General features: G+C 53.6%; 10 protein-coding genes. 4 read left to right on the forward strand and 6 right to left on the reverse strand.

Features of this window, described 5'->3' with window-relative positions; genetic code table 11:
* Positions 1-8 precede the first annotated feature (8 nt).
* Positions 9-1,451 (forward strand): M48 family metalloprotease, encoded by a 1,443-nt coding sequence (locus L1F30_RS10825; protein ID WP_253356097.1) that lies wholly within the window; start codon positions 9-11, stop codon positions 1,449-1,451.
* A gap of 216 nt (positions 1,452-1,667) precedes the next feature.
* Positions 1,668-3,296: a 3-(methylthio)propionyl-CoA ligase gene (locus L1F30_RS10830; RefSeq protein ID WP_253356098.1), complete on the forward strand. Its 1,629-nt coding sequence runs from the start codon at positions 1,668-1,670 to the stop codon at positions 3,294-3,296.
* Positions 3,297-3,415: 119 nt separating this feature from the next.
* Here the strand turns inward: L1F30_RS10830 and L1F30_RS10835 are convergent, their stop codons facing one another.
* The 4 genes from L1F30_RS10835 to L1F30_RS17575 form a co-directional block, all read right to left on the reverse strand.
* A complete protein-coding gene (locus tag L1F30_RS10835) occupies positions 3,416-3,859 on the reverse strand; it encodes a hypothetical protein (protein ID WP_253356099.1) in 444 nt (147 codons plus the stop codon).
* A gap of 177 nt (positions 3,860-4,036) precedes the next feature.
* Positions 4,037-5,395: a DUF4397 domain-containing protein gene (locus L1F30_RS10840; protein ID WP_253356100.1), complete on the reverse strand. Its 1,359-nt coding sequence runs from the start codon at positions 5,393-5,395 to the stop codon at positions 4,037-4,039.
* A gap of 439 nt (positions 5,396-5,834) precedes the next feature.
* Positions 5,835-7,550, reverse strand: coding sequence for a lysophospholipid acyltransferase family protein (locus tag L1F30_RS10845; RefSeq protein ID WP_253356101.1), 1,716 nt, complete (start codon positions 7,548-7,550; stop codon positions 5,835-5,837).
* Positions 7,551-7,684: 134 nt separating this feature from the next.
* Entirely contained in the window at positions 7,685-9,250 is a 1,566-nt protein-coding gene (locus L1F30_RS17575; protein WP_305879905.1) for a S8 family serine peptidase, read from the reverse strand.
* 307 nt (positions 9,251-9,557) lie between these two features.
* On the opposite strand from L1F30_RS17575, the gene L1F30_RS10860 reads away from it, so the two are divergent.
* On the forward strand, positions 9,558-10,604 hold the full coding sequence (locus L1F30_RS10860; RefSeq protein WP_253356102.1) for a methyltransferase domain-containing protein: 1,047 nt from the start codon (positions 9,558-9,560) through the stop codon (positions 10,602-10,604).
* A gap of 88 nt (positions 10,605-10,692) precedes the next feature.
* Positions 10,693-11,199 (forward strand): transcription elongation factor GreB, encoded by a 507-nt coding sequence (gene greB / locus L1F30_RS10865; protein ID WP_253356103.1) that lies wholly within the window; start codon positions 10,693-10,695, stop codon positions 11,197-11,199.
* A gap of 27 nt (positions 11,200-11,226) precedes the next feature.
* On the opposite strand, the gene L1F30_RS10870 is transcribed toward greB, so the two are convergent.
* Positions 11,227-11,997: an EAL domain-containing protein gene (locus L1F30_RS10870; RefSeq protein ID WP_253356104.1), complete on the reverse strand. Its 771-nt coding sequence runs from the start codon at positions 11,995-11,997 to the stop codon at positions 11,227-11,229.
* Positions 11,998-12,154: 157 nt separating this feature from the next.
* The gene (locus L1F30_RS10875; protein ID WP_253356105.1) at positions 12,155-12,577 is read right to left on the reverse strand and encodes a hypothetical protein; all 423 of its coding nucleotides are present in this window, start codon (positions 12,575-12,577) and stop codon (positions 12,155-12,157) included.
* Positions 12,578-12,583 lie beyond the last annotated feature (6 nt).

Here is a 12,583-nt window from a genome sequence, read left to right on the forward strand (position 1 = left end):
AGCGCACCATGAACCTTCTTAAGGCGTTCGCCCTGAGTGCAATTGCCATAACCTGCGCGCTGTTGGGCGCCTGTGCTGTCAACCCCGCCACCGGCACGCCCGATTTCGTATTCATGAGCGAAGAAAGCGAAATCAAAAAAGGCAAAGAGCTGCATGAAAAAATAATTGCCTCAACACCTGTGTATCAAGATGAAAAACTCACCGAATACGTGAATAACATCGGCCAAAAACTCGTGAAAGTGAGTGATCGCCCGGACATCCCCTACACCTTTACCATCATAGACAGCCCGGATATCAACGCCTTTGCCCTGCCCGGCGGCTACATTTACATCAACCGCGGATTAATTGGCTACCTGAGCAATGAAGCCCAGTTGGCCGCGGTTATTGCCCACGAAATTGCCCACGTAACCGCACGCCACACGGTGCGACAGGATGCGGCCCGCAAAGGCGCCAGCGCGGTTTCTGTGGCCACCGTCATTACCACCGGCAGCATGGTAGCGGCAGATGCAGCAGACCTCTGGACGAGCGCGGCAGTCTCGGGCTACGGACGCGACATGGAACTTGAGGCAGACAGCTTTGGGGCCAAATATTTATACCGCGCCAAGTACGACCCGAACGCCATGATTGATGTAATTGGGGTACTGAAAGATCAAGAGCGCTACGCGCGCTATCGCGCCAAAGAGGCCGGTCAAAAGCCCAAAAGCTATCACGGTGTTTTTTCAACCCACCCACGCAATGATCAGCGCCTGCAAGAAGTTATTGCCACCGCCGGCACGCTGCCAAAAGATGCAGATGGCCAGCTCAATACCAAAGAGTTTCGCATGGCCACCAACGGTATGGTGGTAGGCATTAACTACGACATGGCCATGCCCGGCCAGGAAAACCGCTACATTCATCGCAAACTGGGCTTTACCTTTGTGCACCCGGCAGGCTGGAAGGTTGAAAACCAGCGCAGTAAATTGGTGGCGGTACCCGAAGATAAGCACACGCAACTTGAGCTTGGTATCGCCATGTTGCGCGTGCCCATGGAACCCAGCGCCTATTTGCGCGATGAGCTCAATATCGGTTTGTTGCAGCAGTCTGAACCGCTCAAACAATTTGGCCTGATTGGCCACACGGGCCTCGCACCCGCCGAAGCGGGCAAGCCTGGCCGGCGAGTGGCGGTGCTGTTTCAAGGCAATCGCGCCTACCAGTTCAGTGGTACCGTAACCAACGAGCAAGACGATGCCGACTTCATGGGAATGATCAACACCTTCCAGCCGGCCCAAGTGCCCCCCAAAGGCACATCGAAACGCATTCGCTATGTCATTGCCAACGAAAACACCCGCTATGAGGCACTTGCAAATCACGGGCGGCTCGGCCCGAATGGCGCAGACCAACTTCGTCTGTTAAATGGCGACTACCCGCGCGGTGAGCCCACACCGGGTGAATGGATTAAAATTGTTGAATAGCCAATCGGCAACTACAGCACTATTGCCAAGGGCAAAGAGCGGCGGTAAGTTAGAACAGAAATACAAAATCACGGTGAAACATGTTGGCGGCCAAGAGCTGCCAACACCCTTAGCGTCGCCAATTTAACACCACACCAAGGCCGCTTTTCTTAACCTAAAAAAACCTGCGGATGCAGGCCAAAAGCGAGCCACACAATAATAGCGAGAGGTGATTTAATGCTTGGCCAAATGATGAATACTCCACTCACCACCACCAGCATCATGCAGTTTGCTGAGCGGGTTTATGCATCCAGTGAAATTGTCAGCGTAACCGCCGACAACCCCGCCCACCGCTACACCTATAAAGATGCGTTCAAGCGGGTGAGGCAGCTGGCAAACGCGCTGAAGAAACTCGGTGTCAAGCAAGGCGATGTGATTGGCACACTCGCGTGGAATGACTACCGCCACCTGGAGTTGTATTACGCCATTTCCTGCTCGGGCATGGTGTGCCACACCATCAACCCGCGGCTGTTTCCCGAACAACTCAACTACATCATCAATCACGCTGAAGACAAGTATGTATTTATTGATGTGTTGTTTGTACCGCTGCTGGAAAAGCTGGCGCCAAGCTTACCGAAGGTAAAAGGCTACATTGTACTTACCTCCCAGGCCAAGATGCCTGCAGCAAGCAGCCTGGAAAATTTGCTATGTTATGAAAGCCTTATTGCCGATGAGGCCAATACCTTCGACTGGCCCGAACTTGACGAAAACGCCGCCAGCGCGCTGTGTTACACCTCCGGCACCACCGGCAACCCCAAGGGCGTACTCTACTCCCACCGCAGCACCGTGTTACACACCTACGCCACTGCCATGCCCGATGTGTTCGGTATTTCTGTGCGCGATGTGGTGCTTCCTATTGTGCCGATGTTTCACGTCAACGGTTGGGGGCTTGTGTATACCGTACCGATGATTGGCGCAAAGCTTGTGATGCCCGGCCCCAAAATGGGAGACGGCGAAACGCTTTGTGCGCTGATTAATCGCGAACAAGTAACCATTTCCGCCGGCGTACCAACCGTGTGGCTGGCGCTGTTGAACTACCTGGAACAACACCAGGCGAGCATTCCTTCGCTCACCCGTGTGGTTACCGGCGGTGCCGCTTGCCCACAGCCAATTTTCGATAATTTCCGCGAGCGGCACGGTGTGGAAGTACATCACGCCTGGGGCATGACAGAAATGAGCCCGCTTGGCACTTACAACACCTTAAAGCCACACATGCTCGGGTGGCCAGAAGAAGACAAAACCCGGGTTAGGCTAAAACAAGGGCGGCCGGCCTACGGCGTTGAATTAAAAATCGTAGACGATAAAAACAACGAGCTGCCTTGGGATGGCAAAGCCGCGGGTGCAGTCAAAGTGCGCGGCCCCTGGGTAATTCAGCGCTACTTCAAAGCCGAGCAAGACGCCTGTGATGCCGACGGTTGGTTTGAAACCGGCGATGTGGCCAGCATGGATCCAGAGGGCTACATGAACATTACCGATCGCACCAAAGATGTGATCAAATCCGGCGGCGAGTGGATTTCATCCATCGAGCTGGAAAACTGCGCCATGACCCATCCGGATGTTGCCGAGGCAGCAGTCATTGGTGTGAACCACCCTAAATGGACCGAGCGCCCACTGCTGGTTGTGGTGCCCAAGCCCGATAAAAAAATAGATACAAAAACGCTGCTTGCGCACTTCGAAGGCAAGGTGGCCAAGTGGTGGATACCGGAGGCCTGCGAGCTGGTCACAGAACTGCCACACACCGCCACCGGCAAGGTGAGCAAGAAAGATTTACGCGCGCAGTTTGACGGCTACCAATGGCCAGCTTGAAGGCGTATCAACCACCGACAAGATGACACACACCCACAAGGCTGCACCAAGGGAGCGCAACAGCAATAAACAAGCGCTTTTTTGGTGCAGCTTTTTCAGCAGACAGGCTACAAAAAAACCTAGCTGCCCTGCGCGAACAACTGCTGATAGCTGCGCGCCGATTTATCTACCATGCGCGTAAAATATTCAGGCGTAAAGCCCTGCATCTTTTCCAAGGTGCGATCGCACAACACGGCAATGTGGTCTGCCTCTGTCATGTCTGGCGCAGGCAAGGCAGACAACCCGGTTTTATAACTCGCCCGGGCATTCACCACATTGGCATTAGTTGACTGAGGTGCAAAATCTGCACGTAATCCTTGCAGAGATCTGTAGGCATCGTAGAGTTTTTGCATATTTTTGGCGCCAAGATTAGCACAATGTTCTATACCCACCTCGAACTTGATCAATAGCAGATCTGCCGCCAACGCCTTGGCATCAGCCTCGGACATGCCTGCTTTTGCCGCGGGTACGCCCGTGAGGCTCAACACAGTAACCAAACCGAGAACTTGCCTTAACTTTGCCATTTTTATCACCCTTCACCTCTTTATCTAACGCGGTTGCGAGATATTCAAACAAGTTATATTCAAAGATCAGACCAATTTCAGGTGCAGGTGATAAATACCGGTTATTCATCAACCAAAAAAGCCGCGGCACAGGCCGCGGCAACTAGGGAGACAACTCAGGCGCCAGGGCGCCACTTGTTAAGGGGCGAGGTCATCCAGGCCAATAACGCCCAAAGGAGTAGTAAGGCCTGCACCATCACGGGCAATGGCGGTGTAGATACCACCGGCCTCCAGCATTAGGGTGGCGCGAATGGCCTCACTGGTTGGCGCACCGGTGGGGGTAATCACCACATCATAGGTACCCGCATCAAGGCTTACGTAGCCGGTTTCAGCCTTGAATGGAATATCGCTGAAATTGGGCGTGGCACTGGTAATGTCTGCCGCTTCACCCACTACATAAATATCCACATTACCGGCCAGGGTTGAGCCGTGTATCAAACGTACCTTGGCCTCGGTTGCCACCCGGCGCTCGTTATCCACCAGTACCAGAGGCTCGATGGCGGCCAGCTCGTTGAGGGCAATAATGGTGTAAGAGCCACCATTGGCGAGCGCCACGCCTGGGGCGTCTATCACTGTGGTGGTGGTATTAGCGGCGTTCACGGCAATATCGTAGTCGCCGGCGGCCAGGTTCACATAACCCACAAAATCAGGGAAGGCGAGATCCTCAATGGCAGGCATTGCGGCGTCGTTTAAAATCACATCGACTGCCGGCGCGTCTGCAGAATTGTGCACCACTCGCACGTTGGCGCCATCACTTTGATCGTGCACCACCGCAACATCCGCACCATCCAGCACGGCGAGCTTGATTGGGGCATCACCCTCCCGGGTAGTGGGAATGGCGCCGATCAGCAAGTCTTGGCCGGCGGCAAGTGTGACGGTGCCGGAATCGAATACCAGTGTGTCGTCGGTTGTGGTAACCCGAATGCGGTAGTCACCGGCGTCAACTTCCACCGGGCCCAGTACGCCTTTAAACTCAAAGGTGCCGAGCGGGTCTGCGCCGGTAATGTCTGCCATGGGGTCAGTTACAAACACGTTGACCTCGGGCGCCTCGGCTGCCAGATGTGCTACCCGCACACGCACCAGCGCGCTGTCCGACAGGCTGCCGGTATCGGTAACTAACAGCGATTCGATGTTCGCAACGCTATTGACCGCAATCACGTCATAGCGGGTATCTGCGTCAAAGGTTAAATCAACAGGGCCGATAACGGTTGTGGTATCAGTAGGCAGAATGCCATCCACAGCGATGCTGTAGGTGCCTTCATCCAAGGTTAAAAAACCGGTGCTGGCTGCATAATCCAGCGAGGTGGCCACCTCGGTATCGTCCACCAAAATATTCACCGCAGGGGCATCGGGCGATGCATGAAAGACACGCACCTGGGTTTCAGCGGGCACCACTACTACCGGCTCTGGGCTGTCGTCGTCATCGTCGTCATCAAAGGGGCAGGCTGTCAGTGTCAGGGAAAGACCTGCGATTAAGCACAACTGTGAAAGTTTCATTAGCGCATCCTCATTGCAGTTAAAGATATTCAGCCATACATCGCCGAACAGCTACTGCCCATTACGCCACCGCTATAGCCACGGTTTGAAAAAAAATATTAAAAATCCCTATGAATCCAATAGCAGCAAGATCTGCGTACAACCACGGTTTAGCGTTTATTTAAGGCAGGTGTAATACCAACGCCCAAGGCACGCCGTAACATTGTTTGGATTGAAAGCGAGATATTTCAGTGGCTGCGCATCTTAGGGGCCGGGAACCTCAGTGACGCATACTACACAGGTTAATCAACAAACGTTGGAGCCGTATTTTGTGTACCAAAACCACAAAACACGCGAATAAAAACATTTTTTTATATGCTTAATTCTTTGTGATTACAAAGCGCTGAAAAATTCATGTGAAAAAAAAGGAGCCAAAGGCTCCCAAGGGTGCGGCAACCAGTCATTGCCCGCCAAGGTAACGCTTTCGTTTCGCAGCTTTAAGGCGCGTGAGGTCTGCTATGAACAAGCCATCTACACAGTGGCCGAACTCTCTATCCACTCCGAAATCCATTAATGTAAAACCGCCCTCTTCAAACAGTGCCGCATATTGCTTAAACAGTACCGGCATTTTGCAATTGGCACTGGCAAAGGCCGCCTGCAAGCGCCTGAAGCTTGTCTCTCTATCGCACTCACCCATTTCAAGATCCAGCGCTTCTTGAATATGCGGCTCCAGTACAAAGGGTGCCTTGCTTATGGCAAGGGTTTGGGGGCTTGCGTGAAAGGATTGGTAGTGGTGCACCAAGCGATCGCGCAGGGGTTTTTCAATGTCTGCGCTCATGGATACTGGCCCCACTAAATACCGGACATCCGGGCGATGCTGTAACAAGGCGCCCAAACCCTGCCATAAATAATCCAGGCTGTTTTTGCCCCAGTAATCGGGCGCCACGAAACTGCGGCCCAACTCCACGGCCTGGGCCAGAAGTGGCAGCGCGGCAGGCTGATAATTAAACAACTCGCTTGTGTAGAGCCCGTGCAGGCCTTGGGTTTGCATAATGGTTTTGCAATTGCCCAGCCGATAGGCACCGGCAATGGTGTAGCGCGTGTTATCCCAAAGCACCAGGTGTTGATAGACTCTGTCGTACCCATCCAGATCACGGCGTGAACCGGTGCCCTCGCCCACTTTGCGAAAAGTTTTTTCCCTGAGGCGCCCAAGCTCGCGCATCAAGGGGCTATCTTCCTCATAGTCACAAAGGTATATGGCCTTATCGTCACGGGTATTGCCGAGCCGCTGCGCCTGTTCAAGTTGGCGCTTGACCTCGGTGGCAGGCTCCGGGTGAGCGATGGTTTTCTCTGTTACGAACCCTTTGGATTTGCCGCGCCCCATTTTGTAGAGGTATTTTTTTATACGCTGGGCCAAGTGGCGATCGGCCACTTGCACACTGTCAAGCACCCGCACAGAAATCGGATCGCCCACGGTAAAGTGAATATCCGTGTGATTTTTATTGAACATTTCACGGGCAAGCCACAAGGTACTTAATGGCTTATAAAGCATGGAAAGGCTATAAAACAGTGCCGAGTTTTTCGCCTCTATATGCACCGGCAGCAAACTGGCTTTGGTTTTGCGAATAAAGTGCAAAAACCCCGTTTGCCAGCGGCCGTCACGAATGCCCAGGGGGCTTGCACGCGATACTTCCCCTGCAGGAAACACAATTACCGCACATTCTGCCTCAAGCGCCTGTACAACGGCTTTGTAGCTTTTCCGAAACGAGGCGCGCCCAAGGTTATCCAAGGGCAATAGCAGGTCTTCAATTTGGGTGAAGCTTGTGAGTAGATCATTGGCGACTATTTTTACATCGCGGCGAATCTCGCCCACCGCGCGCAATAGCGCCAAGCCGTCGAGCGAGCCTACCGGATGATTAGCCACAATCACCACACGGCCCTCAGCCGGAATATTGGCGCGGCTTTTGGCCGAAAGGCTGTAGCTGAAATTGAAGTAGTCGAATACCTTATCAATAAAGCTGAAGTTTTTTAGTGCCTGATGTTCGGCCAAAAAGGCGTTGATCTCCTCCTCGTGCACAAGTTTGCGCAGCAAACCGAAGGCGGGCTGCGTTACCAATTTAGGTTGTGCATCAAGCCAGGGCATACGGTTAACAACAGACTGCTCAATATTGATCATGGTGTTCTCATCCATAGGGTGATGAGAGATACCATAGGCGAGCTTGATGACACTTTTTGGGCAGTTTAATGAACACTCTATGACAAAAAACGGGGGCCGAAGCCCCCGCAGTAAACACTATTAAGCGCGCTTGGTTAGCCGCACTTTTTGGGGCCACCTTTGCAGGTGCCGCCGCCGTTGTCACCGCCACCATTGTCGCCACCGCCATTTCCTGCACAGCCGTAGGTGTCCAGGTAGTCTTTCGCGGCTTTTGCCTGAATCAGGCCATAACCGTAGGCGTTATCGCGCCCGGCCGCTCCCAGATCTTCAGCGGTTGCATTCATGGCAGCGCGAATCTGGCTATTGGTGCAGCTGGTGTGGTAACTCCACACCAATGCCGCCACACCCGCCACGTGCGGTGTAGCCATTGAAGTGCCGTCGTATTTGGCGTAGTCGCTCGCGGCAACAATGACGCTGCTGTTGCTGCCAACACTTGCTTTCATGGCTGCGCCGTCTGTGTCTGATACGCCCACAGAAGGAATGGAGGTTAGGGTTTCACCCAAGGTGCCGCTCAGCACACCTGGCTCATTGTTGTAAATGATGGCAGCAGCACCGCCGCCTGCTTCACAGGCCTGCACTTTCTCAGCAAAGCTGATTGAACCACGTTCAATCAAGCACACCTTGCCTGTAGCACCGGCGCAGGGTGTATTGCCAATACCGCAATCCATCAAGGTGCCACTCACGTTGCCTTCGGGCGAGCCATCCATGCCAAGGGCTTCGTAGCTCACACCGGCAACAGTGGCGCCGGCTTCCGAGCCTGCTTGATCAGGCACGGAAGACAACACGGCCACACCGGGAGCGGCCATTTCAACTTGATCGGTCTGCTGGGAGAAATCGGCCACTACCTTGTTTTCATCAATGGCGGCTACAGACACCACAGAGCTATAAGAGGCAGGGTAAGAGTGGCGGGTATTGCCATCGTTACCGGCCGCGGCAATATTCAGCACACCCCGGGCGTTAGACTGGTCAAAACCGCGCTCTTCCGTGCGCGATGCACGGGAACCGCCAAGGCTCATGTTAATTACATTGGCACCGGCTGCCTCACACTTGCTCACGGCATCAATCAGTGAGGAGGAGTAGGCCCAGCCGGCTGCATCAAACACCTTGACGATGTGCAGCTTAATGGCGCCATTGGGCAGCACACCCACCACACCTTCGTTGTTGTTCAGTGCCGCAATGGTGCCAGCCACGTGGGTACCGTGGTGGTTTTGATCTTCATACCAATTGCCTGCGCCGGCCGGGTCGTTATGGCCGGTTACCATGTTACTGGCTAAATCCGGGTGGCTGATGTCGTAACCGGAATCGATAATACACACAGTGCGATTGCCCGCCTGCATATCGCTAAGCTGGTCGGCCTGCACCATGGGGATGCCGTAAGGGGTGGTTTGAGCCAACGGGTAACGCTTTACGTCTTCTTCGATATACTCAATCAAGCCGCTGTTTTGCAGGCCCTTCATGGCCGCGGCCGGCAACACTGCAGCAAAGGCACCGTGGTTCGCCAGGTCTGCCTTTTTCTTGCCGCCCATTTTCTCGGCCAGCACGGCTGCAGCCTTGCCTTTGCCGTCTTTGAATTTAACAATGTAACGTTGATCGTCGCCGGCCTGCACTGCAGAGACCAGGCCAAGTGTACAAATAGCTGCTGCTAAAGGTTTAAGTAACATTTAACTCACCTCATTTATTATCATTAGTATTGGGCTTGCGTTGCTGTACCACTCACCGCTACCCAGCTTATGGTTGTAGCCGCCCCTTCAGATGATCGAGACGACACGCCTCTATTGAACGATTGGGTCAAAAAAGCCCACAATGCAACCTTTAGTATTTGTTAGACCAAACTGCTATATGTGAAATTTCGAAAAAAGCCGTTACCAAATTACGCACCCTGAGCAGAAAGTGCTACATGAATACGCAATGCAACGGCCAACAACACCCAGATTACCACTGATCATCCAGCCCCAATCAGGTAGCCCCATGCGCGAAGATGTGAAAACGTATTACGGCGAAACGCTGCAAAAGTCTGAAGATTTGCAAACCAACGCCTGCTGCACCGGTGAAATGCCACCGGAATATTTAAAACCCATTCTCGCCGCCATTCACCCGGAGGTGCACGCACGCTACTACGGCTGCGGGCTGATTGTGCCCGAGCACATAAATGGCACTACCGTACTAGATTTAGGTTCCGGCGCCGGCCTCGACTGCTACGCGCTCTCTGCGCTGGTGGGCGAACAGGGCCGCGTGATTGGCGTCGACATGACCGAGCAGCAGTTGGCCGTTGCCCGCGCGCACATCGATTACCACCGCGAAAAATTCGGCTTCAAAAAAGCCAATGTCAGCTTTTTGCAGGGCGAGCTTGAGCATTTAGACAAGCTCGACATACCCGACAACAGCATCGATGTGATCGTTTCAAATTGCGTGATCAATTTGTGTGAAGATAAAGCCCGCGTACTTCAGCAAGCCTATCGGCTGCTCAAACCCGGCGGTGAAATGTATTTCTCGGATGTGTATGCCGACCGGCGCATTCCCACGGCACTCGCAAAAGATCCGGTGTTGTATGGCGAGTGCTTATCGGGCGCTTTTTATTGGAACGATTTTCACAACACCGCCAAAGCTTGCGGCTTTCTAGACCCGCGCTTAGTAAAAGATGCGCCCATCACCATTGAAAACCCGGCACTGAAAAATAAGTGCGGCAACATCCGGTTTTTCTCGGCCACCTACCGGCTGTTCAAATTGCCCGAGCTTGAACCCTTCTGTGAAGACTACGGCCAGGCAGTTATTTACAAAGGCACCATAGCCGAACAACCGCACAGCTTTAGCCTTGACAAACACCATCACCTACCTACGGGCAAAGTGTTCCCAGTGTGTGGCAATACCTGGCGTATGCTCGCCGATACCCGCTTCAAGCCGCACTTCGAATTCATCGGCAACTGGGATACCCACTACGGCATATTCGATGGCTGCGGCACCGCCCTGCCCTATGACACCCAAACCGCCGGCGGCGAAGCCGGGGCATGTTGTTGATTACGGCATGTAACGGCCTGCAGCCCGTGGCAAAATGGCGCGCAAGGCAGGCACGCGCTGCCAAACCGCAACACCAAGAGAGCAACTTATGGGACGCTGGCGACCACCTCGCCGCCGAGGTTCGGCCTACATCACTCCGGCTGGCGCCAAGGCGTTAAAAGATGAACTCACGCAGCTGTGGAAAATTGAGCGCCCGCAGGTGACTCAAGTGGTACATGAGGCCGCCAAAAACGGCGACCGCTCTGAAAATGGTGACTACATCTATGGCAAGCGCAGGCTGCGGGAAATCGACAGCCGCGTACGCTTTCTCACCAAGCGGCTGGATGAACTCACCATTGTGGATCGCCTACCCGATGACAAAGAAAAGGTTTTTTTCGGCGCCTACGTCACACTTGAAGACGAACACGGCAACGAAAGCTGCTACCAGATTGTGGGGCCAGATGAGTTTGATGTGAGCGCCGGCAAGCTCAGTATGGATTCACCCCTCGCGCGCGCCATGCTCGGCAAGCGCCTAGACGATGAAATTACCGCAACCCTGGGTGAGCAGTTGAAAACCTATTACATTGTAGATGTAAGCTATCGCGCCTATGAGTAGAAAAAGCAGCACAAAAAGCGGGCTGCGCTAGTGAGGCCAGGCGGGCCAGTGAACGTCGGGCAAAGTTTCAAAGGCAGGCTTGGCAAACAAGTAACCCTGGTAAAGCTGAATCCCCAAGCCTGCCAAAAACTGGAATTCACCTTCGGTTTCAACCCCCTCTGCCACCACTGCAGACCCAAACTCCTCACACACATCATTAATTGCGCGCACAATGGTTTGGCGCTTGATGTCTGTATGGACATTTCGAATTAAATCCATATCCAGCTTGATGATGTCGGTTTGCATGTCTGCCAGCAAATTCAGGCCTGCATAGCCTGCGCCAAAATCATCAAGGGCCGTTAAAAATCCTTGCTCGCTGTAGTGCTTCACGATGTTGTGCAAGTGGGATCTGTCTTTTATCTGTTCGGCTTCTGTGATTTCAAAAATGATTTGCTCCAGGGGGAAGTTATAGGTTTTGGCGGCGGCAAGCGTAGTGCGAATACATAGCTCGGGGCGATACACCGCGTTGGGCATAAAGTTGATACTGAGCTTTGTTTTCATGCCAAGTGCCGCTGCAAGGCGAATGGCTTTTACGCGGCAAGCTTGATCGAACCGGTAAAGGTTATCGGCGTTAACGTGTTTAAACACCTCACCGGCAGGCTCGCCACCCAGGCCGCGTGCAAGCGCTTCATAGGCAAACACCGTCTGGTGTTTGGCATCAATAATTGGCTGGAACGCCATGGAAAAATCGAAACCCAGGGCTTGCCCCCCTAGGCATTGCGCACAGGAAAGCACCTGGTAATCTGTTGGGCCTGTCATCGCGAGTCCATTGGGTTAGATTAAACATTCATACAACCATGTATGAGTTTAGACGAACCCTGCACAAGCGCGAATTTGCAACCCATCGGCTTAAGAGTACACAACCCGCGTGCCACACCCTCGTAATAAACGCTTTTTGGCTAACGGCGAAATCAGCTCACCCGGTGTGCGAGCTTGGGATTTTTTGCCTCAATTGCCACAGTGGCAGCAATAACACCAGTGCGGCAAATGCATTAATCACGTAATGGCTTGTGAGCCCATACCAGGCAGAGAGGCCCGTATCGAACACCAGCCACACGCCAATGGCCAAAATCATACCTACCCACAATATTGAGGCGCGTATTAGCCAGTAACCCTGCAAAGCCGTACAAAACATCAACCCCCAGCTGGCAATGGTGGGGCCAAGAAATTGCAGTGCCGCCACTGTGGCCTGGGTATTCACACCCGTTTCGAAACGCAGCGCCCACTCGGCAACATAATGTGCCGAGGCAGGCGAGGCCATAAACCCGATAAACCCAAGCCCCAACAAGCCATGGCCCAGCCCACAGGCCATTAGCCACCGGTAACACCACTGCTGCATCACGCG

It is taken from the genome of Simiduia sp. 21SJ11W-1 (assembly GCF_024138675.1).
Classification (GTDB): Bacteria; Pseudomonadota; Gammaproteobacteria; order Pseudomonadales; family Cellvibrionaceae; genus Simiduia.